The following is a 23,466-nucleotide window of genomic DNA, read 5'->3' as shown; positions in this document are numbered from 1 at the left end:
CCTACCAGCCAAAGGTAGATTTAGTTTCAGCCTTACGGATCTCGGTTTCATCGGCCCATTCTACTAAACCAGTTTTAAGATCAAGTAAACGCATCGTCATCTTATAATAAACATCTTTGGTCTTTTTGTTGGTTTTAACAATACTCGCTAAGTTGCCATACAGCATATACTCTGCCCCGACTTGTTGACCGAACGCAATTGCTTTAGCGGGATCAACTAAACCACCGTCATTTTGAAAGTTCAACTGTTCACGCACTTGGTTCACCGTGGTCATATCTACAAATCGAAACTTACCTGACTGTAACAAGCGGGTACTGATAGTATCGCTAACAGATTCAGTATCGATATGCTCACTCGTTTTATTTTTTATCTTATCAACAAATACGATTGGCCGTTTGTTACGAGTTAGTTCCGTTAATAAGGGCGACGCAACCATTGAGTCTGTCATTTGACCTGCAATTGTCTGTAAATCCGTAGAGCCAAAGGCAACATCCACCGTTTCTACGGCTTGCGGATCACCATAACTTACCTGGCTAGAACAACCACTTAGCATAAGGGCTGCCATCGAAACGGCTAAAACATATGTTTTCATAACTTATCTCTCTGTTATTGAACTTCTCTAACATAAACTTTGAAGTGGTGGGCATTAGCAACTAACGCGACCGACTGAATCTGAACCTGTTCACGACCATGTAGAGTGAGCGGTGTCCATGCGGATCTCGCATCATTGATTTGAATATTATCGCTATCATACCAGTTGAATCGATATTGCAAACTCAAGTCGCCTTTAAATAAAGATTGAAGCGTTGCGATACCCAGTAGTCGATCGGCACTTTGAGTACTCCTCGCCTCTGTGATGGTTAACTTTCGTCCTAAATTTAAGTTATCAACAATCAGCCATTGTTTCCCCTCTGGCTTTTGTGAATTGGCTATCATACCAGATGTATCGGCAGTACAAGCCACCAGCAATAACGACAGCATTATCAGTATATATTTCATAACCAACTCCTCTTTTATAAGTTAAATAACTGAACTGTAGAACCAAGATCGTTGGTCAACACCAAGGTCACTCGACCTGGCCTTATGTTAACCGAAACTTCTGATTCACCCAGACCAGACATCGTCAATTTATGTTTTCCCACAGCAAACGGTTTAATCGCTATTTGCGCCAATGCTGGTAAGCTTTGCCAACTTCGAGTATCCGCTCGCTCAGACACTATATTGTATACATTTGCGAAAACATTCGCCCAATTCTCCCCTTTCTTTGCGTCGCCTTGGTTCACTTCTCGACGCAGCTGGTCTTTAGCCAGCACTCGTAAAATTTGCCGCACCAATACTGCAGGTAAATCTTGTTGTAGTTGCTTGGCAGCTAAAGCATCGATTTGAACTAATTGTTGCGTTGCAAAATCGTGTCCTTCCAAAGACAAAGCTAACGGGATCGCCAGTTGAGGTTTGGTAGAAATAACCGGAAGTGCCAAGGTATAAGTTTGCCAACGCTGCTGGTGATAGAGAGGTAAGGTAAAGCGTACTTCTTGCCTTGCAGCCACTATAGATTGCTCATGTAAAACAACGAGTAAGCCTTGATCTTCAGTCAGCGGCTGAGCTTTCAATGGGGTATATTGCTGATAATCACTCATCGCCAGTTTTTGCCCCAATCGAGCAACTTCAGCCTGCAAATAATGATTTTTAGGCGCTAAAGCTAAGGCTTTACGATAATCAATATAGGCATCATTATCTTGACCCGCCGCCATATACAAAACTGCAGACAAAGCATAACTAAGGCCGTTCTGATAAGCATTTGGAAGCGTTGTATCGGGACTGGGATATTGCTTCAACAGTTCATCGTATTGCTGTTGATAGTCTTGCAATTGCGTCTCTAAGCTCACTGGCTGTTCTTCCATCGCCAACTGCTGTAGTTGTCCTGCGCGGCGAATTTCAACCAATGCGGACTCCAAACCACCGCTATGCAAGTAATTGATCGCTTGATAATGGTGCAACATGACTTGTTCATACACTGGAATATGGTAGCGAATAAAATTATCGTTGGTCGCTAAGGTAGAAAGCTGTTGTAAGCCTGTGGAAAGGCGATATTCGGCTTGACTCGATAACCATTTTAACTGTTGATCGACGCGACTAAAGTGTTGCTGACTCGCCTCAAAGTCTCCCGCTAAAAACAACATTCGACCAAGTTCCAACTGCTTTAAATAATAGCTATTATCCGTTACCTTTCCCTCTGCCAGTAACTCGGCCGCGTGTTCAAATTGTCCTGCGGTCAATTGATAACGACTCGCTCTTAACTGTTCAGAATAAGTGGTAAAAAGATCACTGAACACTGCTGTTGAACAACCAGTAACGAGCGCCGCAATAACAAATATTGCAATTTTCGGCCAAGTACACCGCAACTGGCTACGGCGGTCCCCAATGTTGCTATCGACACGCCAAAATTGATGCATTATTTACTATCCCAAATACCCAAATACAAATGCTCGCAACATAGAATTAATCATGATGGAATATCAAATCTATGATTCAATCAATATAAGCATTCTCGAGAATAAACCCTAAACTGTTCATCTTTCGCTATGCATTTATGTTCCAAAGAACGAAGACAGACAAACTACTGAGAGAAAGCCTCTAGCTGAGCACTCACCCATCTATCCTATTGAAACAAAAAACAATAATGACTAATTAATACAGAGGAACCAGATCACTTGGATTTTAAGTTTGTCGCAATATGTAGTAAAACACATCTACATATAACTCGCTTATCAAGCTAGCATAAATTAACAGACGACAAATTGATAAGCAGTCCAAAGCCTATTTATAAACCATTTTTCGGTCCACGCCTAACCTTCGCGCCAATTTACCACCTCTCAACATCTAACCGGTGAATATTCAGACAATTTTTTCGCCTAACGATAGCAAACACTCAATTATCGAAGCTTTCTTTATCGAAGCTGATAAACAAAGGGTTTATCCGAGTAGAGTTGTGATCTAATACCTAGTATATCAGCACGAGTAAAGGCATAATTTTAATAAATAAAAAAACATAATAACTATAAATAGCTAGCAAAAAATTTGTCGAGGAATTATGAATAAAAAGTCAGCTCGCTTAGGCGTATCGCTCCAGTTTTATAAACACATATCTATTGTTCACCGAGTCAATATAGGTTTCGGTTTTTTAGTACTCATGATGGTGCTAACAAATGTCCTTTCCCTGCAAACGGGGAATCAATTCAAACAACAATTAAATGTTGTTACCGAAGAAGCAACACCACTGGTACTGCAGAGCAGCGACTTTGCTGTAGATTTACTCACCGCGGATAAGTTTTTTAAAGATGCATTAACATCGACTAAACCTGATGCGATTAAAGTCAGTAGCAAAGCCTTTGAACAGAGCGAACAAGAGTTCGTTTCTTCACTCGCAACCTTACGCAAGATGGCTCAGGGGAATAGCGAATTAGGCTCTCATTTAGATTCCTTAAGCAATCTGGATGAACGTTACTTTCAAGTTGCCAAGCAGGTCATGGCAGATAACATTAAATATCTAGCTGATTTGCAAACAGTAAAACGCAGTACCAATCAGCTATCAGTCATGCTGCCTCAATTGAAGAAAAATTTGTCAGATAAAGTCGTTGAATTAGATGACGATTATATTCGCTGGGCCTCTGAAAGCTTTCTCAATGCGATGGTAGTGATCGAATTGAATACCCTCGATGGACTCAATACCAGCGAATCAGAAAAAATTGCAGTGATTTTGCAACGTAATCAAAAGTTGCTAAAAAACTTCAACTCAGCCAATGCCGATCTTGAGGATGAAATCCCAGACTTGCGCAACGACATGGGCCATCAAATCGATCAATTTATTAAAGATACCACTGCAAAGGATGGTGTATTAGCCCAGCACTTAAAGGTCTCACAAGACAAAGAGGCAATTTCACGCCGAACCGACGAAACAGCATTGCTGATTACCGAAGCCATCGAACAACTCACCAACATTAATCAAATCGCCAATAAATTGGTTGACGAAGCGTCGGCCAATGCGAATACAATGCTAGCGACCAGTCGGCTACGACTATATATCGCAATGGCAATCGTTATCCCTTTAGCCTTCTTGGTTGCCTGGAATGTAGCAAGTGCGATTAAAGTACCCTTGCAACTACTACTTAAAACCTTGAAATCTGCGGCTGCAGGTAATATGACTGAAACCGTCGATTATCAAAGTAGTAACGAATTTGGTCAACTTGCGGATTCAGCGAATAGCATGATGAAACAGATGCGATCAGTACTGCACGATATTAGCGAAGCTGCCGAAAGCTTATCCAATGTATCCCAAGGAAACTCAGTGACGTTGCATACCGCGACCACCGAACTCAACAATCAACGGCAAGAAACTGCGTCGGTCGCAGCCGCAATGACTGAAATGGAACAATCGGTTCGTGAAGTTGCCCAGAGTGCCAATATGACCCTTGAAAAAGTGATGGAAGTAGAGGCCGCGGCCAATTCAGGGCGCTCTGTAATGAGTAACAATATAACCACCACCCATCAGTTATCAGAGCGACTCGACGATAGTAGCGCGGTAATTGGTGAGGTAGATGCAATGAGCAACAATATTGGTTCAATCTTAGATGTGATCCGAGGTATCGCCGATCAAACCAACTTGCTAGCGTTAAATGCAGCTATCGAAGCAGCAAGAGCTGGGGAACAAGGGCGCGGTTTCGCTGTCGTCGCCGATGAGGTTAGAGTTCTGGCCCAAAAAACGACGAATTCAACCACCGAGATTCAAACCATGATTGAGAACTTACAAAAAAGTGCACAACGCGCAGTCACAGTCATGTCTGAATGTTCTTCAGAAATGCAAGCCAGTATTGATCAAACTTCTGATGCAAATGGAGCAATGGAAGAGATCCAAGGGATTATTACTCAAATTTCAGATATGAGTAGTCAGATCGCCGCTGCCGCCGAACAACAACAAGCCACCGGAGCTGAAATTTCTGCGAACCTCAATAGAATTTCAGACATTAGTGACGAAAACTATGAAAGTATTGAAATCGTGGCGAGCACCAGTGAAGAACTAGGTGGATTAGCTCAAGAGCAAGATGCGTTAGTCAAACGATTTACTTTATAACGCCGCTCTATGACACTCAAAGCGCCTATCAACAGGCGCTTTTTATTTACCATGACGAACCATGAACCTCTGAAATAGCGCCTTTCCCAACTCCTTCATAAGCAATTACTTCAATAGAGTGTTCTGGCATCGCGGCAGACAAAGTACTTGCAATATAAGCGGCCAAGTTCTCAACAGTTGTCTCGCAGGGAAGAATATCAGTCTCATGTTGGGGTAATACCAACTCAAAAAAACCCTGTGGAGATTGATATGCAAAAGCATAGTGCTTTTGCCAATTTTGAGCCTGATAAAAGCTTATATTGCTTGGCTCAATTTGGTCAGCTTTGCTCGCCAAATATATATTTCGCCACTTCATCGCCCAACTTGTTGCTAAGTCCAAATCTTGCTCACCGTCAACCATAATTTCGAGAGTCGAACGGTGCCCATGAGCGATCCGTTGACAATTACCGTCATGCTTTTTTAAGCCATGAGAATAATGATAATAAGGTCCATCGATCGCTTCATGGCGTAATTTAACTTTTAAATCTTGAATATTCGAAGGTAGCTTTTGTAAAATGATCCGCTGTACATAAGTAGTCAAAGCATCGTTGGTCACTTCTAGAGTGTCAATAAACGCAAACGCTTGAGTAGGACAACGCAGCTGGATGCTTCCACCATTTGGCCGCGCAAAATCAATATGAGTATAACCATTAAGGGTTTCGGTTTTGCATAAAGGTGACCGCTGAGGCACTAACAACTTATGATCGACTTCCTGATCAATGAGTTGCTTGATTAGTTTCTTCACTTGGCCAAAATCTAACAACATATCCATATCATTCAAAGCGCCAGCTAATTCTATGTCTACTAACCAACTTTCTCCCACTAAACCACGGTCTGGGCACAGGTAGGTGGAGTCGATTACGGTCAAATCTTTTACAAACAATTTCATCAGAACTTTCCATATTAACCAAGGTCGCTAATTATAACCGTAAGCTGCGCTAATAGTCCGTTTGTTACACATTTCTCATCAGCACTAAAACACAAACACGATTTATATGATATTGTTATAAGATTATCAAAATATACAGAACCAGCCGTGGAACCGATTTCCCCAGATTTATTAGCTGAATTCAATGCCCTGCCCTGTCAAACCGAGGTCCATTTACAAATTCCGACGGCCACAAAACCCTTGCGTTTACGTAGTCGTTTAATCGGAATTGAACCTGGTATGTGTTTGATCCTTTCGAGGGGAATAGATCAACAGTGGGAAGCCGCTAAAGAGAAAATTCGAGAAGGTCAGTCGATTGTGATTCGCCTAGTTAATCAAGGCGATCCTAACGCGACCATTTTTGCTTATCGAGGCAATATATCAAAACTGATGAGTAGTGTTGGCCGATGGTTGGTGGTGGATTACCCTCGTCGGATCCAAAAAATAAGTTTGCGTCAGCATAGCCGCATGCCCATTGCCTTAGCTAGCACACTACTTTGTCAGCACCAAGCACAGACGTCGTTTCATGGGGTCCTAAAAGATTTATCACTTAATGGAGGCGGTTTTGTTTGTGAGCCAATCCCATTACCTTTGAGTTCATTGCCTTTTAAATTACAACTAAACCTCGATAATAATCCAAGCATCAGTATTGATGCGAGTATTTGTAATCAACACTTAGAGCAAAGAACACCTGAACGTCTGCACTATGGCTTAACCTTTAACGCCAAGAACGCCGAAAAGAAAAATTTTGTTCAAATGGCATTACTGGAAATGATGCAACGCGAGAATAAAACCAACCCATAAAGCCAAATAATAGCAATCTGATTAATGATATGATCAACTTGTTGCGCAGAATAAACCTGCCGATAACGAGGCATGAAGTGCAGTAACTCGTGGCTCTAATTACAAAATACGTAAGCCAGTTAGCGATGATTTAGGCCCGCAAGAATCAACAGATAATGAGTTAGATTGACTATAAATTAAACGCTTATAAAAAAAGCGACCGAAGGGCCGCTTTGCTATTACTGGTCAACTTCTAGTCTTTGTTGTACTTAGCAGTACGTGGGAACGCATTGCCTTTACTATCAAACAAGTAACATGCTTTAGTTGGCAAGCCAACACGAAGATCATCACCATTGTTAGATGGAAATTCGCTACGTGCTTTAAAGGTGAAATCAAAGCCTTTCACGTCCATATAAACGTAAGACTCGGAACCTAAATGCTCGGCAACTACAACCGTACCTGTAATGAAGTTCTCTGCATGAGCATGGGTATCTTCTACCAAGTGCTCGGGACGACAACCTAACTCAACCGTATCGCCCATTTTAGCTCGGGTGGTGTCAATTGCAGCACTAATGATGTCACCTGTCACCAATTTTATTTTGCTTTCTTGCTCACCGACTTCAATCAGCTTACCTTCGATAAAATTCATTTTAGGTGAACCAATAAAGCCAGCAACAAATTTATTGGTCGGATTATGATATAGCTCTAATGGCGAACCATATTGCTCCAAATTACTGGACGCATTTGGCTCTAGAGGGCTAAGGACCACAATCTTATCCGCTAACGTCATCGCTTCCACTTGATCATGAGTCACGTAAATAATGGTAGATTGAAGTTCTTTGTGTAACTTCGCTATCTCGATGCGCATTTTCACTCGAAGCGCTGCATCTAAGTTTGACAAAGGCTCATCAAATAGGAACACTCCTGGCTGTTGGACAATACAACGACCAATAGCAACACGTTGGCGTTGACCACCACTTAATTCTTTAGGTTTACGGTCAAGTAAAGGGTCTAAGCCCAAGATATCTGAGGCATTAGAGACACGTTTTTCAATAATCGCCTTATCGACTTTCTTCAATTTCAGACCGAAAGACATATTCTCACGTAAATCCATATGTGGGTATAAAGCATAAGACTGGAACACCATACCAACATTACGTTCTACTGGCGGTACGTCGTTCATATAGTTGCCGCCAATCTTTAACTCGCCGCTAGTGATATCTTCAAGTCCGGCAATCATTCGTAATAAAGTTGATTTGCCACAACCTGACGGACCCACAAACACCACAAACTCACCATCTTTGATATCTAAGTTAATGTCACGCAAAGTGTCTTGGTGAATACTCGGATCATAGTTTTTACGTACATTGTTTAAAATTACATCAGCCATTATCAGCTCCAAACTGAATAAAGCGCTTTGCTTTATTCATCAATCGATTTTGTATTGCGTCGTTACACCTGCAACTACGCCCAAATAATTTAACCTTTCACACCACCCGCAGTTAAACCTCCAACCAACCATCGTTGCGCCATGAGGAATACCAAGGTAATAGGGAAACCTGACAATACTGCCGCTGCGGCGAAATCACCCCATAAGTAGTTTTGCGGGTATAAGTATTGCTGAGCACCAACAGCAAGGGTGAGCTTATCGACATCTTGCATCAATACAGAAGCCATAGGCACTTCGGTAATCACACCGATAAATGCAAGGATAAACACGACCGCTAAAATTGGCACAGACAGCGGCAACAAGACCAACCTAAATGCCTGCCAAGGTGTTGCGCCATCAATTGCTGCAGATTCCTCTAAGGCCGGGTCGATGGTTTCGAAGTAACCTTTAATCGTCCAGACGTGTAGTGCAATCCCCCCAAGATAAGCCAATATCAAACCACCGTGAGTATTTAAACCTAACCATGGAACATACTCACCAATCTTATTGAACAAGGCATAAATCGCGACCAAGGCCAATACCGAGGGGAACATTTGAAAGATCAACATCCCATTTAAAATGGTTGCCTTGCCTTTAAAGCGCATCCGCGCAAAGGCATAAGCACTGGTCGTCGATAGGGCTACAATCAGTAATGCTGAAATGCCCGCAACTTTAATCGAGTTCCATAACCAAATCAGTACCGGAAATGGTGGTGGCGTGGTTGAACCATCCGGATTTAACACCGAAATACCTAAAGCCAAACGCCAGTGATCGAGCGTGGGATTTGACGGAATCAACTCTCCAACAGCAAAGTTACCAGTACGGAAAGAAATAGTGATGACCATCAATAATGGAAAAATTATTAAACATAGAAATAAACATAAGCTAACGTGAGTTGCTAGTTTTCTATACTTCAAAGACTTAGCTTGAACCATTGCCATAACAACTCCTCCTTATGCCGTTTTATCAGCTTTTGTTAATTTCAAATTGACTAAGGCTAACGCGCCAACCACCAAGAAGATCAGGGTAGCAATCGCACTGGCAAGTCCATAGTCTTGTCCACCATCGCCTTGGAAGGCAATGCGGTAGGTATAACTTACAAGTAAATCGGTGGTACCCGCTGGGGTTGAGGCACCGATAATATCGGGCCCACCATTGGTGAGTAACTGAATCAACACGAAGTTATTAAAGTTAAAGGCAAATGAAGCGACTAACAAAGGCGTCAATGGTTTCATCAGCAGCGGCACAGTAATATTTAAAAAATTACTGATAGGGCCTGCACCATCCATTGCAGAGGCTTCATAAAGATCTTCAGGAATAGACTTAAGCATCCCTAAACATAAGATCATCATGTATGGGTAGCCTAGCCAGGTATTCACGATCAGAATCATCGACTTGGCCATAAGGGGATCGGTGAACCAATCCGGCTTGATGCCAAACAAAGATTCCAAAATGCCGTTTATTTCCCCAAAGTTTTGATTAAATAAACCTTTAAACACCAAGATAGAGATAAATGCAGGGATAGCATAAGGCAGAATGAGCACCACGCGATAAATCGCTCGACCTTTGAGCTCTTCCCATTGAATGAGGCAGGCGAGAACCATACCGATCGCAAGAGTGAAGGCAACGGAAGCGGCCGCAAAAATAACCGTCCAAATAAAGATCTCAATAAAAGGTTCTTTAATCCCCTTATCGGTCATCACTCGATCAAAATTCTTCCAACCCACTTTCACAGTAAAACCAGGGGCTAAACGCTCACCAACGAACTCACCATCACCATCAATATACTGAAAATAACCAGTCTCCATATTCGGCAACATCAGTTGACCCGTCTGGTTATTCCGTAAGATCGAAGGGCCAGGCAGAATAACACCACTATCTTTCAGTACCACGCCGTCTTGTAAACGAGAGTATAAAGGCTTCATCGCAGAAAATTTACGCAAGCCATTCATCACTAACTCATCACCATTCGGAGTCACAAGAATTAAACTACCTAAAAACTGCCGATGAGTAATAATGTCCTTAATTGGGGTTACGGGAGAATTTGGCAAACTATCAACAACTTTCAATTTAAGTCGTGACGTTTCCAAACTAAGCTTTTTAGCCTTAATGTCCGCATTAGAAATAGCGTCAATGGGACGTGTAATAAACATCACTTCATCTTGCTTCAGCGCAAGAATATACTTCCCATCCTCAGCTCGATGCAATTGAAAGCCAAACGAGCCACCTTTCGCCATATATATTTTCTGTGTATGTAATTGTTCTACCCGCTCCAACGATAACAAATTTGTTCCGCTGTAATTGGTAAACGCAATACCAATGGTATAGGCCAAAGGGAAAATAATAAACACAACCATGCCGGCAATGCCGGGGAAAATATAGCGATGTGCATACATTTTTTTATTCACAAAAACATACACACCAGTAGAAACAACAACAAGGGTGAGCAATGCAAATGCATACTCACCACCTGCATACATCAGCACAATTGCGTAGCCGTTGAGCAACACAATCGCTGAAACCAGTAGCAGTTTTAGCCAAGCATACTTGCCCTGCATAAAACCTGGAGACGCAGAATGACCCATCTTATGTACAACCTTTGAGTTAGACCGAAATTAACAAGAGGAGGGTAGACCAAGCCCCTCCCCCTAATCGAAATAATATGACCGTATTATTTCGCTATACGACGCGCAGCGGCGTCTAATGCTTTATCAATCGGCTGACGACCGCTGGTAATGTTGGTGAGAGATGTTGCCATCGCCGACCAAAATTTACCCATGGCCGCAACATTAGGCATTGGCTCGCCATCCTCAGCATTCGCAAAGGTCGCTGCAATACGAGGATCACCCGCTAACTGTTTCATAAATGATTTAAGAGCAACAGCACCTAACGGCACATCATCGTTTACCGTTTTCAAACCTTCGTTGGTGACCAGATAGTTTTCTAAAAACTCTACCGCTAAATCAGCATTGGGTGAGGCCGCGTTAATTGCACCAGCCAATACACCAACCATTGGCTTAGCTTTTTGTCCATTAACCGTTGGGATGTAAGTTACACCGTAATTAATGCCACTTTTATCGAGGTTATCCCAAGCCCAGGGACCATTAATCATCATCGCCACTTCGCCTTTATTGAAGGCTGAATCCATCACCCCGTAATCAGCTCCCTTCGGCATTTGACCACCATCGATCAGGTCTTTAATCACTTTCGCGCCCATTTTCGCGCCAGCATTCGCTACACCGGTATCTTTTACGTCGTAAGCACCATTCTCAAATTTGAAGATGTAGCCACCATTGGCTGCCAATATCGGCCATGAAAAATAAGTGTTGTTGTAATCCCATAAAATAGCGTGTTTACCATCTTTTTGTAGCTGAGCATCTAAAGCTGGAATTTCTTCCCAAGTTTTTGGGGGAGTCGGTACTAAATCTTTATTATAAATAAGACCAATTGATTCAATCGAGATAGGGTAACCATAAACTTTGCCATTAATCGTGACCGCATTCCAAGCAAAGTCCTCTATAGCCGCTTTTTTCTCGGCGCTCGGTTTCAGTTCTGCTAATAGACCGGCATCAACCCAATCGCCGAAACGGTCATGTGGCCATAAGAAGATATCTGGGCCTGAACCAGTTGAAGCAGCCTGTTGAAATTTACCAGGGGCGTCGTCTGGGTGAGCAACACTCACTTTAATGCCGGTATCGGCTTCAAAGCGTTTGCCTACTTCTGCTAAGCCGTTATAGCCTTTATCACCATTAATCCAAATAGTGAGCTGACCTTCCTCAATTGCAGCAAAAGCATTCGATACCATGCCCAAAGAAGCAACCGCAATAGCAGATGCAAGAATTGTCTTTTTCATTAGCCTTTCCTTAACTGTCGTTATGATTATTGTAGTCGCAAGAGTAACTTGCTGAACTTGATTCTAGCTCAACAGAACTGAAACTCACATGACTCAGCTCGCAATTTTGAAACTATACTACATAACGAAAAAGCAAGGAAAGACGGGGCCTTAAAGGCAATCCAATCTCAATAAGTTGGTAATAAAACAACAAAATTAACTACATTAGCACTTGAAAACCTTTGCATGTGGTAATTTTACAACAACAATGAAACTGACAACCTTTTCAAACATAGCTACTGACTTAATTGTTATTTTTAAGTTGTTCTCTCAAATTAGGCGGGATACCAACAATTGTCAAAGTATCGCTCGCCTCATCATAAAATACCCGCTCTCCTAACAGCTTTTGCTCAAAGCTAATAGAAACGCCTTTCCCTTGACCAAAACACTTAGCAAGTTTTTTCAAAGTGCTGCGGTCTGCTGGAAATTGCTCTTCCAAAGGATAGTTTTCGGCCGCAAACTGATAAAAATCGACATTCTCATCGTCGGTCGGTAAGGCCTTAGCAAGTTCACCCACAACGATTTCTTCACCATCTTTAAGCTGCTGCTCACAATAACTTTTCACTTCAGCTTTATAAGCTTGTTTCTCTTCTTTATCTAACTGCGTCGCTTGGCAATAATCATCGACCGCTTGCATCAATACGGTATTTTGCAACTTCACATCAAGACCATCATCACAACCAAGAAACTCAACAAAAAAATCTGCAATTTTACGCCCAGCCCGACCTTTCACATAAGAAACATAACGTCTCGATTCAGCGTTACGCTGCATATCGGTAATATCGATCCGGGCTGCTAATTGAATTGAACTGGTTTCCAAATAACGACTCGCGGTCAGCTCTAGACTCTCATCAACCGCCGGTGAAGTTTTATTTTCGAGCAACATAATTAATAAATACTCGCCAGCGACATGTTCATAATGAGCCAGTAACAAAACCCCCTGCTCTATAAACTCATATTTTTTGAGTTCTTCAACCAGTACTGAGCCGCTATCAACACTAAACCGATGAAAATCCAACTCGCGACTCAATAACAGATCGAGCTTCTCTTTAAAGGTACTGGTGTTTTCTGGCGGGTAGTAGCCAAAGCCTTTGGCTGCACGGCCACTAAAGTTCAAGTGTAAGCTCTCAATGAGACTGAGCGCCTGCTCGCTATGCAGCATTTCTTCGCTGCGGGCCTGTAAGGCGATTTGGCCGTCGGCTGCCAATTCTAATGAATGTAAAATAAGATGTTTTAATGAAATACTCATAGTTTTTGCTGTTAGTGTTTACTGACAAGGTGGGGTATTATACGCGTCTTTATCGTTAATTTTGCAGAGAAGAAATGGCAATAGTTTCAAAATATTCCACAGAGCAAGTGGAACAATTACTAAATGATGTACTCAAAGTAGTCAACAACCATAATGTAACCACCGATTTAGCATTAATGGTGTTAGGTAATGCAACGACTTGCCTGATTAATCAACGTGTTGCTCCAGAGCAAAGGAAGACTCTTGCCGAAGGTTTCTCAAAAGCACTGAAAAGTTCAATCAGTGAATCATAGGCTACCCTGAAGGACTTAAGAACAATCAATGGTAAATAACTCAAAGCAGTACCGAGACAAGGTGTCACAGTTAATCAGCTGGGGACATTGGTTTTGTTTGTCTAATATCATTCTTTCATTAATTGTAGGCTTACGTTATTTAGTGTTGGCCGCAGCGCCAGAGACATTTTTAGGCCAGAGTTATTTACTGATCAGTTGGTTGGGCCAATTTTCATTTATTGGCTTTGTACTTTTTTTGGTGACCCTATTCCCCCTCAGTTTTGTATTCCCCAGCAATCGCACCCTTCGTTTTGTTGGCGCGCTCTTTGCCACTTTAGGGGTTAGTCTACTGATTGTTGATACCGAGGTATTCGCCTCCTTTAATCTTCATCTTAATCCAGTCTTACTGGAACTCTTAGTCGATAAAGAGCAAAATAGCCAAGCAAACACCCTTAACTTACTATTTGTCGCGGTACCGTTCATCTTCTTGCTAGAGTTATGGCTGGCCCGACTCTGTTGGAAATATTTACGACGTTTAGAGCATGCCCATTTAGGCGTACCTATCGCCGTATTACTATTTATTTGTTTTTTGCTTACTCATCTGGTGCACGCTTGGGCAGACGCAACCGATTATCGCTCGATTACTCAACAAAAAAACAACTACCCATTGTTCTACCCACTCACTGCTCGTAGTTTTTTACAAGAACAAGGGATTTTCGATGTTGATGCATATTACCAACAAGTCAATAAACGCGAGACAGCAAAGCTAGGCGGATTACGCTACCCTATCTCTTCACTGAAATATGCACCTACGGCACAACACTACAATGTGATGCTGATTGTCGTAGAAGGCCTACGCTGGGACGCCCTCAATCAACAAACAATGCCCAACAGCTGGAAACAAGCCAAACGTTCTAGTCAGTTTTTTAGTCACTATAGCGGTGGTAATCGAGCACAAGAAGGTTTATTCAGCTTGTTCTATGGCATCCCAAGCAGCTATTGGTCTAATATTATCAAGCAACATCAAAGCCCAGTACTCATATCCGCACTGCAAGCACATAACTACCAAATCGAGCTCTTCAGTAGCCGTGGAGTAAACCACCCTGAACTCGCCGGAACCAGCTTCGCCGGTGTTAAAAACCTCGATATGACCGAATGGCCAAGCGGGGCGAAAGGCGATAAACAAGCGATTCAAAAATGGTTAATCTGGCAGCAAAGCAAGTTCTCCCAATTACCTTGGTTTAACTTTCTTTATTTAAATGGCGTTGCTGCGTTTGATAATGGTAACGGTGACGCCATCCAAGTCGTCACCCCCGACTCATTACGTAGCGGCTATCAACAAGCAGCCCAGCAGCTCGATCGACAACTTGCAAAAGTTTATGAACAACTAAGCCAAAGTGACCAACTAGAGAAAACCATACTCATCTTCACCTCTGATTATGGTAACGAATTAGGCGATAACAACAGCAACTACTGGGGCAATGGTAGCAACTTTAGCCGCTATCAAACGCAAGTTCCGTTATTTATATCTTGGCCCAAGCAAACACCAACGCTACAACATGGTGATACCAGTCATAACGATCTAGCACCCACCCTATTAGAAGGTTTGCTCGGCGTAAACTCAAACCCAAATGGCTATAGCAGTGGGCAAAATATCTTCAAAAAACGCAAGCGTGATTGGATATTAATTGGCAACCAGGAACAACAAGCCGTTGTTCAACAAAATCAAATTACCTTGTTTAATAAATCCGGAAGTTATCGGGTATTTAATCGGGAACTAGAGCCCAGTAATGCCCCTGTTTCAGTCCCGATGTTGGTACAAGTATTGAACGATTTAAAACGTTTTTATCAGCCACAGCCCTAATTTGCCTATTCACTGAGCAATCGAACACAAATTAGTAGGCCGTGTATTGACAGCGGACCGATACCTAAGTAAATTCACAGCTCAAATCGGTACGTAGCGCAGCTTGGTAGCGCACTGTCATGGGGTGTCAGGGGTCGGAGGTTCAAATCCTCTCGTACCGACCACATTAAAGCCCGTCGCCTAATCGCGACGGGCTTTCGCTTTTCAAAGGCTATTATCTTCGGCTGTTTAAGCCCTTTGCCTATGAATCGTCGGCCATCGTTTTAAGTTTGCTTGAACTCACCAATAGCGGCTATAAGTCCACCACTCATATCTTTGTATGCGTAGCTGCAAAACGACCCGCTGCCATGAGTAAAATCAAAATATATAAATTGAGAAATTCTATTACCTACCAACCCAAAGTTTAAAGTCATAAATGTCATAATAATAGACGATAGTACACGCGCGTAATTGGTACTCAATAAGCCAGCGTGACGCATTGTAATAATCAGTAAGAGCACCTTAAATAAACCAAATCTACCTTTCTTCAGAATATTTTAGGCAACTGCTCTGATCAGCCCGCTGCCATGCCACTTTATAAACAAACGTGCTAAAATCGGCGCATAAAAAATAGTGATGAAACAAACTACTTCCCCCTCTTTGGGTGACTTTAAGGAACGAATATGATTATCAAACCTAAGATCCGTGGTTTTATTTGTACAACCACCCATCCGCTTGGTTGTGCTGCCAATGTCCAAGAGCAAATTGACTACACCAAACAGCAAGGCCCAATAAAAAATGGGCCAAAAAGAGTATTGGTTGTCGGGTCATCCAGCGGTTATGGTTTATCTTCACGTATCGCAGCGGCCTTCGGCAATGGCGCCGCAACCATTGGTGTTTTCTTTGAGAAAGCAGCAACAGAAAAGAAACCAGGAACTGCTGGTTGGTATAATGCTGCGGCCTTCGATCAAAAAGCTCACGAAGCTGGTTTATATGCCAAAAGCATTAATGGTGATGCCTTCTCACATCAAGCCAAGCAGGCAGCTGTTGACTTGATTAAGCAAGATCTAGGACAAATTGACTTAGTAGTTTATTCCTTAGCGTCTCCAGTAAGGAAGCTCCCAGATACCGGAGAACTAATACGCTCCAGCCTAAAACCTATTGGTGAAACCTACAGCGCAACCGCCGTAGATACCAATAAAGATACCATTATTGAAACCAGTGTTGAGCCTGCGACAGAACAAGAGATCGCAGATACAATCACGGTAATGGGTGGCGAAGACTGGGAGCTTTGGATTAAAGCGCTGGATGAAGCGGGCGTACTCGCCCAAGGCTGTAAAACCGTTGCCTATAGTTATATTGGCACCGCATTAACTTGGCCAATTTACTGGGATGGCGCTTTGGGTAAAGCCAAAATGGATTTAGATCGTGCCGCCGTATCTTTAAATGAAAAATTAGCCACACGTGATGGCAGCGCCAACGTTGCGGTACTGAAGAGTGTCGTGACTCAAGCTAGCTCAGCGATCCCTGTGATGCCACTTTACATCTCAATGGTGTTTAAGATCATGAAACAAAAAGGCGTTCATGAAGGCTGTATGGAACAAATCTATCGGATGTTTAGTCAACGCCTCTATCGTACAGACGGCAATGCTCCAGAGCTTGATGAGAGCAATCGCTTACGTCTTGATGATTGGGAGTTAGCCGAAGATATTCAACAAGCTTGTGTTGATTTATGGCCACAAATCACCACCGAAAACCTGCGTCAACATACGGATTACGACTACTATAAAGCCGAGTTTTTGAAACTATTTGGTTTTGGTATTGCCGGAATTGACTATGAAGCAGACGTCAATACCTTGGTTCCTTTCAACGTGATTGAAGTCGCCTAATGACAAAAGAGCCGCCCAACAATTGAGCGGCTCTTTATTCTTTCACTTTAAACAGAATTCGGAATATAGAAAGAGTAATACCAACGTCATCAAGCGATTGATTATCCCGAGTTCAATTTATGTTATTTATTCACCTTGTTATATCTCACTCGACCCGCTCTCGGTAAATAAGCATCAAGATATAAACCGTCTTTTGCGATTTTATACTCTACCACTTTGTCTGCCGAAGTGACGATCACGCGTTCACCTTTGATTTCGTATTGAGTGGCGACCCGACTCCCAGACTTTAGCTGTCCTATTTGATCAAATACCAAGCGATCTTTCTTGCCATAAAATGCCTGCTCAGATTCCCAAGTTCCGATTAAAGGATTAATCGTCACTCTTCGCTTTGCTCCAACTAACTCTGGATAAGAAAAATACAAAAATGCTAACACCCCTAGGGCGATAACCACCAAAGCCGAAATTAATACTAAGGATTTTTTCACCAACGTCTCCGATAAATAAAAAGGGCGAAACCGCCCTTCTATTCGCTTGTTAACTCAACATAAGGTTTACAGCAAAGTTTTAATCTCTGCTTTACTCTTTAATAAGTCAATCAAGGTTTGGTAACTCGCTTCTGTTTTAATGCTGGCCAGCTGTTGTAACCAACGCTGAGTCTCTGTGCTTTCTACGGTTTCCACCTCATTGACAGCGGTAAGCTGTAATACTAGCTGATCACCATTCATTGTGCTTATTCGCCCGGCAACTTTCTGCGCTAACGGTTTAGCCATCATAAATAAATGCCGAATAACTTGCGGCTCTAACTCTTGGCTATCCCGAGTCAATTTACTCTTAGTCGTAAACTGTAAGTGTTGCTGATAAAGCAAATCATCTAAGCCTTCACCAGATTTTAGCGCAGCAATCAACTTGTCTGCATATGCTTGGGCTGCTTGAGTCGCTCTAGATTGGGTTAAATTACTGGCAATTTGCGATTCAACGACTTCGAAAGGTTTCACGATCGCCGCCGAGTGTCCAGTAACACGAACCACTACAGAGCTATTATCCGCCAGTTGAATAACATCACTATTTAAACCTTCAGCAATAAATTCTGGGTCGAATAGCTTACTTATCACCTGCGCTTGCCCTAAAACTGCATTTGCATTAGTACGACTTAAACCCTTAACCGTTTCAAGCTTAAGGCCTGTCTCGCTAGCCACTTCAACTAAAGAATCAGGAACTTCAAAAGACAGCTCAGCCACTTTTTGCGCTTGTTCATAAAACGCTGTTTGTGCCTTTTCATGTCGTAATTGTTGGCTGATTTGCTCACTCACTTGGTCGAGCGGCTTCACTTGTGCAGTTTGTACATCAAGCAACTTAATTAAATGGTAACCAAAAGCGGATTTAACAATTGGACTCACATCGCCTTTCTGTGCAAGCGCGAAGGCGGCCTCATCAAATGCTGGGTCCATCACTCCACTTTCGAACCAATCAAGCTCACCGCCTTTTTCACCACTAAAGCTATCGTCGGATGACTCTGCAGCTAAGGCCGCAAAATCTTCACCTTGATTGAGTTTGGCTAATAACTGTTCTGCTTTTGTTAGCGCAGCGGCTTCGTCGTCACCAAAATTAACCAAAATATGGGCAACTTTACGCTTTTCTGGCTGAGTATAAGTTTGACTATTTGCCTTATAGAATTGATCTATTTCCTCAGGACTTACTGCGATAGTTTTAGCCAATTCATCAGCATCAACTAAAATATACTCAACATCAACCGACTCTTCTGTTTTGAAGCTATCTTTATGTGCTTGATAATAAGCCTTTAAATCTTCGCTTGAAGGCTTCTCTGCCGCAACGAAATTTGCAGTTGGGATCGTCACATAGCGAACATCACGAGTTTGTTGATTTAACTTCGCCAGTAGCTCTGCTTCACTCGGTAACGCAAACTCACTGCCTAATAAAGCGTTTTGCAACTGTTGACGAGTCAAGTCATTACGCATCATATCGCGAAATTGACTCGGCTGAAAATGTGCTCGAGAAAGTACCGCTAAATAGCGGTCATTATCAAAACGCCCGTCAACTTGGAACTCTGGCATTTTGAGAATTTGCGACTTAAGCTGTGCATCACTGATTCTGAGTCCATACTGTTCAGCGGCTTGATCAAGTAAACGTTCTGACACCATACGGTCTAACACGTTATTTCTAAATTGGGCCATATAGCTTGGGTCAGCGGCTAATTGATTAAAGGCGTCACCAAATTGATTTTCTAATCGCGCCCGTTCATTTTGATAGGCTTTATCAAATTCGGCACGACTAATTGATTCGCCATTCACGGTTGCTGCTAATTGTTCGCTTGGACTCGCAATATAACTACCAACACCAGCCAGTGCAAAAGATAAAATGACCAGACCGAGGATGATCTTGGCTACCGGACCTTGGCTTCCTTCACGGAGCTTTTCCAACATGCTTAGTTACTCTTTACCACATAAATAATGAAAAAGCGCATCGTAGGATGCGCCTTTGACAGACCGCAAATCAATCTACAGCTGACAATTAGTTTACTGCGTCTTTCAACGCTTTGCCGGCTTTAAACGAAGGTACGTTAGCAGCGGCAATTTGAATTTCTGCACCGGTTTGTGGGTTACGGCCAGTACGAGCCGAACGTTCTTTCACTTGAAAAGTACCAAAACCTACTAAGGCAACATTATCGCCTTCTTTCAACGAATCAGAAATAGCTTCGATAAAAGAATCAAGAGCACGACCGGCAGCGGCCTTAGAAATATCTGCACCTTCAGCGATTTTGTCTACGAGTTGAGCTTTATTCACAATGGGTTCCCCTTGTTGTTATTCCTTTTCATTTTACCGCGGGAAAAGTTCCCTATTGTTTGCGGCTCAGAACCAGGCTAGTCAGTCTACAGTTAGTTAATTTATATACTATTAATTTATCATAACAGCTTATATGCCAGCCTTAGGCTATAGCCCTTAAACAAGGCTGGCAAGAATTATTTTACGATTGAATTGCGTTTATTTGCATTGACTCAAGCTTTTACCTCAAAGGCTTCAGGATTTTGCTCTAAAGCAGCTTCTAACACCTGCTCAATCCAACGCACTGGGATGATTTTTAAGTCTCCAATGACATTTTGTGGTATTTCTTCCAGATCTCTTTCATTTTCCTTTGGAATAAGCACCGTTTTAATTCCACCACGGTGAGCTGCCAACAGTTTCTCTTTTAAACCACCAATCGGCAATACTTCTCCGCGTAAGGTAATTTCGCCAGTCATCGCAACTTCGGCTTTCACTGGATTTCCCGTTAAACTAGACACCAAAGCAGTACACATTGCGACACCCGCACTTGGTCCATCCTTTGGTGTTGCACCTTCAGGAACATGCACATGGATATCGCGTTTCTCATAAAAATCACTATTGATCCGCCACTTATCGGCTCTCGAACGAACCACTGTCATCGCAGCTTGAATTGACTCCTGCATCACGTCACCCAAGGAACCGGTATAAGTTAACTTACCTTTACCCGGAACAGAGGCGGTTTCTATGGTAAGTAGATCCCCACCAACTTCAGTCCATGCAAGGCCTGTGACCATACCCACACGGTTATTCTCATCGGCTTTACCATAATCGCAGCGTTGCACACCTAAATACTGACTGAGATTCTTTTGGCTAATTTCGACTTTCTTGATCGATTTATCCAACAAAATTTCTTTTACCGCTTTACGGCATAACTTAGAAATCTCGCGTTCTAAGTTACGAACCCCAGCTTCTCGGGTGTAATAACGGATAATGCCAATAATGGCACTATCGTCAATGACGATCTCATGCTCTTTCAAACCATTACGCTTAATTTGCTTACTAATGAGGTGCTGTTTGGCAATATTAAGCTTTTCATCCTCGGTATAACCCGATAGCCGAATCACTTCCATTCGATCGAGCAAAGGACCCGGAATATTCATTGAGTTTGAAGTTGCCACAAACATGACATCAGAAAGGTCGTAGTCAACTTCTAGATAGTGATCGTTAAAACTATTATTTTGCTCCGGATCGAGAACTTCGAGTAGCGCAGAAGCAGGATCGCCACGCATATCAGAGGCCATTTTGTCGATTTCATCCAACAAGAAGAGTGGGTTTTTCACCGCAACCTTCGACATTTTTTGAATCAACTTACCCGGCATAGAACCAATATAAGTTCTACGATGCCCACGAATTTCGGCTTCATCGCGAACGCCGCCTAAAGCCATACGAACGTACTTACGCCCGGTGGACTTAGCAATCGATTGGCCTAAGGAGGTCTTACCTACGCCAGGAGGCCCCACTAAGCATAAAATGGGTCCTTTCAATTTGTTCACTCGGCTTTGCACCGCCAAGTATTCCAAAATGCGCTCTTTAACTTTTTCTAAACCATAGTGGTCTTGATTCAGTACTTCCTCAGCTTTGGCTAAATCACGTTTAACTTTGGAGCGTTTTACCCAAGGAACACTGAGCATCCAATCAACATAACCACGCACCACGGTCGCTTCAGCTGACATGGGCGACATCATTTTCAACTTATTTAATTCGGCCAAAGTTTTTTCTTTGGCTTCCTTGGGCATGCGAGCTTCGTCAATCCGCAAAGAAAGCTGTTCAAATTCATCTTGACCATCTTCAGATTCACCCAGCTCTTTTTGAATCGCCTTCATTTGCTCATTCAAATAATATTCGCGCTGGCTCTTTTCCATTTGCTTCTTAACACGGCCTCGAATTTTTTTCTCAACCTGCAACAAATCAATCTCTGACTCCATCATGGCCATCAAATATTCGAGTCGCTCGGGGATACTAGAGAGCTCCAATACTGATTGCTTATCTTCAAGCTTCAACGGCATATGCGCAGCCATGGTATCCGCTAGACGTGCAGCGTCATCAATTCCAGAGACTGAGGTTAATACTTCAGGTGGAATTTTTTTGTTCAGCTTGATGTAACCTTCAAATTGGCTAATCGCTGAACGAACCATAACTTCTTGCTCTTTCTCATCAGGCAGCACAGAGACAACATACTCAGCAGAGGCCACATAGTACTCGTCTTCCTGAATAATTTCTTCTAACTTAGCCCGTTGGCTACCTTCAACCAACACTTTTACAGTGCCGTCAGGCAGTTTTAAGAGCTGCAGAATATTAGCCACCGTGCCTACAGTGTATAAATCTTCCACTTGTGGATTATCATTGCTTGCATCTTTTTGCGCCACTAATAAGACTTGTTTGTCTTGGTTCATCGCGCTTTCTAAGCAACGAATAGACTTTTCACGACCAACAAATAGTGGAATAACCATGTGTGGATATACCACTACATCACGTAGCGGCAATACAGGAATTTCAAATCGTTCTGAACGCTCTAAGGTCATGTCGTCCTCTTTACCTTAGCTAATAGACTCTATCAGCTATATTGGGTCAATTTTTCGTGTTTCAATTCGACCTGGAGTATTTTTAACAAAAAAACTGCAGGCCGCTGCTTTTTTAATCAATCACTTACCGTAAACGGCGCCGAACAGTACCAGTTACTTTACCAGCCATACTAATTAAACTTTGCCGAGTATGACAATGACACAAAGCGACTGCCAAAGCATCTGCTGCATCGGCTTGAGGGCTAGCCGACAAACTTAATAGCTGGGTTACCATATGTTGAACCTGTGATTTATCTGCCGCACCAGTACCCACTACGGCTTGCTTGATTTGCCGAGCCGAGTATTCCGATACTGGGATGTCACGAGAAACTGCTGCAACAATTGCAGCCCCTCGCGCTTGACCAAGCTTCAATGCCGAATCGGCATTTTTGGCCATAAATACTTGTTCAATCGCAAACTCGTCAGGAGTGAATTGTTCAATTATTTCGCTCACACCCGCATGAATTTGCTTTAATCGTAATGGTAATGCCTCCGCTTTAATACGAATACAACCACTGCCCAAGTAAGTTATTTTCCCATGAACTTGCTGAACTAAACCATAACCCGTAATCCGAGAGCCTGGATCGATGCCTAAAATTATACTCACAATAA

General features: G+C 42.6%; 19 protein-coding genes and 1 tRNA gene. 6 read left to right on the top strand and 14 right to left on the bottom strand.

From position 1 onward, the window contains the following. Position 1: 1 nt before the first annotated feature. The 3 genes from lpoB to ACRRSW_RS09610 are packed head-to-tail and all read right to left on the bottom strand — an operon-like array spanning position 2 to position 2,453. The gene (lpoB, locus tag ACRRSW_RS09620; protein ID WP_432453425.1) at positions 2-592 is read right to left on the bottom strand and encodes a penicillin-binding protein activator LpoB; all 591 of its coding nucleotides are present in this window, start codon (positions 590-592) and stop codon (positions 2-4) included. A gap of 14 nt (positions 593-606) precedes the next feature. Continuing rightward, positions 607-999, bottom strand: a complete 393-nt coding sequence (locus ACRRSW_RS09615; protein WP_432453426.1) for a YcfL family protein — start codon at positions 997-999, stop codon at positions 607-609. Positions 1,000-1,013: 14 nt separating this feature from the next. Next, complete coding sequence (locus ACRRSW_RS09610; protein ID WP_432459211.1) at positions 1,014-2,453, bottom strand: COG3014 family protein; 1,440 nt, start codon at positions 2,451-2,453, stop codon at positions 1,014-1,016. Between the two features lie 638 nt (positions 2,454-3,091). Between ACRRSW_RS09610 and ACRRSW_RS09605 the strand changes: the two genes are divergently transcribed. Beyond that, entirely contained in the window at positions 3,092-5,128 is a 2,037-nt protein-coding gene (locus tag ACRRSW_RS09605) for a methyl-accepting chemotaxis protein (RefSeq protein ID WP_432453428.1), read from the top strand. Between the two features lie 46 nt (positions 5,129-5,174). Here the strand turns inward: ACRRSW_RS09605 and ACRRSW_RS09600 are convergent, their stop codons facing one another. Continuing rightward, positions 5,175-6,056, bottom strand: coding sequence for a 6-carboxytetrahydropterin synthase (locus ACRRSW_RS09600; RefSeq protein WP_432453429.1), 882 nt, complete (start codon positions 6,054-6,056; stop codon positions 5,175-5,177). A 147-nt stretch (positions 6,057-6,203) separates the two neighbouring features. Between ACRRSW_RS09600 and ACRRSW_RS09595 the strand changes: the two genes are divergently transcribed. After that, positions 6,204-6,899, top strand: a complete 696-nt coding sequence (locus ACRRSW_RS09595; protein WP_432453430.1) for a PilZ domain-containing protein — start codon at positions 6,204-6,206, stop codon at positions 6,897-6,899. Positions 6,900-7,131: 232 nt separating this feature from the next. On the opposite strand, the gene ACRRSW_RS09590 is transcribed toward ACRRSW_RS09595, so the two are convergent. From ACRRSW_RS09590 to yejK, 5 genes are all read right to left on the bottom strand, one after another. Further along, positions 7,132-8,268 (bottom strand): ABC transporter ATP-binding protein, encoded by a 1,137-nt coding sequence (locus tag ACRRSW_RS09590; RefSeq protein WP_432453431.1) that lies wholly within the window; start codon positions 8,266-8,268, stop codon positions 7,132-7,134. An 89-nt stretch (positions 8,269-8,357) separates the two neighbouring features. Continuing rightward, entirely contained in the window at positions 8,358-9,248 is an 891-nt protein-coding gene (gene malG, locus ACRRSW_RS09585; protein WP_432453432.1) for a maltose ABC transporter permease MalG, read from the bottom strand. A 12-nt stretch (positions 9,249-9,260) separates the two neighbouring features. Next, complete coding sequence (gene malF / locus ACRRSW_RS09580; RefSeq protein ID WP_432453433.1) at positions 9,261-10,892, bottom strand: maltose ABC transporter permease MalF; 1,632 nt, start codon at positions 10,890-10,892, stop codon at positions 9,261-9,263. Between the two features lie 86 nt (positions 10,893-10,978). Beyond that, on the bottom strand, positions 10,979-12,160 hold the full coding sequence (malE, locus tag ACRRSW_RS09575) for a maltose/maltodextrin ABC transporter substrate-binding protein MalE (protein ID WP_432459209.1): 1,182 nt from the start codon (positions 12,158-12,160) through the stop codon (positions 10,979-10,981). A 283-nt stretch (positions 12,161-12,443) separates the two neighbouring features. After that, on the bottom strand, positions 12,444-13,448 hold the full coding sequence (yejK, locus tag ACRRSW_RS09570; RefSeq protein ID WP_432459208.1) for a nucleoid-associated protein YejK: 1,005 nt from the start codon (positions 13,446-13,448) through the stop codon (positions 12,444-12,446). A 74-nt stretch (positions 13,449-13,522) separates the two neighbouring features. Here yejK and ACRRSW_RS09565 point away from each other — a divergent pair, with 74 nt between their 5' ends. The 4 genes from ACRRSW_RS09565 (at position 13,523) to fabV (ending at position 17,452) form a co-directional block, all read left to right on the top strand. Then, entirely contained in the window at positions 13,523-13,741 is a 219-nt protein-coding gene (locus ACRRSW_RS09565; RefSeq protein ID WP_432453436.1) for a DUF1414 domain-containing protein, read from the top strand. Between the two features lie 28 nt (positions 13,742-13,769). Then, on the top strand, positions 13,770-15,584 hold the full coding sequence (locus ACRRSW_RS09560) for a DUF3413 domain-containing protein (RefSeq protein ID WP_432459207.1): 1,815 nt from the start codon (positions 13,770-13,772) through the stop codon (positions 15,582-15,584). An 87-nt stretch (positions 15,585-15,671) separates the two neighbouring features. Continuing rightward, a tRNA-Pro gene (locus tag ACRRSW_RS09555) sits at positions 15,672-15,748 on the top strand. 498 nt (positions 15,749-16,246) lie between these two features. Further along, complete coding sequence (gene fabV, locus ACRRSW_RS09550) at positions 16,247-17,452, top strand: enoyl-ACP reductase FabV (RefSeq protein WP_432453438.1); 1,206 nt, start codon at positions 16,247-16,249, stop codon at positions 17,450-17,452. Between the two features lie 122 nt (positions 17,453-17,574). On the opposite strand, the gene ACRRSW_RS09545 is transcribed toward fabV, so the two are convergent. From ACRRSW_RS09545 to ruvC, 5 genes are all read right to left on the bottom strand, one after another. Next, positions 17,575-17,937: a hypothetical protein gene (locus ACRRSW_RS09545; RefSeq protein WP_432453439.1), complete on the bottom strand. Its 363-nt coding sequence runs from the start codon at positions 17,935-17,937 to the stop codon at positions 17,575-17,577. 66 nt (positions 17,938-18,003) lie between these two features. After that, positions 18,004-19,893 (bottom strand): peptidylprolyl isomerase, encoded by a 1,890-nt coding sequence (gene ppiD / locus ACRRSW_RS09540; RefSeq protein ID WP_432459206.1) that lies wholly within the window; start codon positions 19,891-19,893, stop codon positions 18,004-18,006. An 88-nt stretch (positions 19,894-19,981) separates the two neighbouring features. Then, a complete protein-coding gene (hupB, locus tag ACRRSW_RS09535) occupies positions 19,982-20,254 on the bottom strand; it encodes a nucleoid-associated protein HU-beta (protein ID WP_432453441.1) in 273 nt (90 codons plus the stop codon). A gap of 212 nt (positions 20,255-20,466) precedes the next feature. Continuing rightward, a complete protein-coding gene (gene lon, locus ACRRSW_RS09530) occupies positions 20,467-22,815 on the bottom strand; it encodes an endopeptidase La (RefSeq protein ID WP_432453442.1) in 2,349 nt (782 codons plus the stop codon). Between the two features lie 124 nt (positions 22,816-22,939). After that, entirely contained in the window at positions 22,940-23,461 is a 522-nt protein-coding gene (gene ruvC / locus ACRRSW_RS09525; protein ID WP_432453443.1) for a crossover junction endodeoxyribonuclease RuvC, read from the bottom strand. Positions 23,462-23,466 lie beyond the last annotated feature (5 nt).

Origin of the sequence: Agarivorans sp. QJM3NY_25, assembly GCF_050870875.2 — a bacterium.
Lineage (GTDB): Bacteria > Pseudomonadota > Gammaproteobacteria > Enterobacterales > Celerinatantimonadaceae > Agarivorans.
This window is presented reverse-complemented; position numbering and strand designations above follow the sequence as displayed.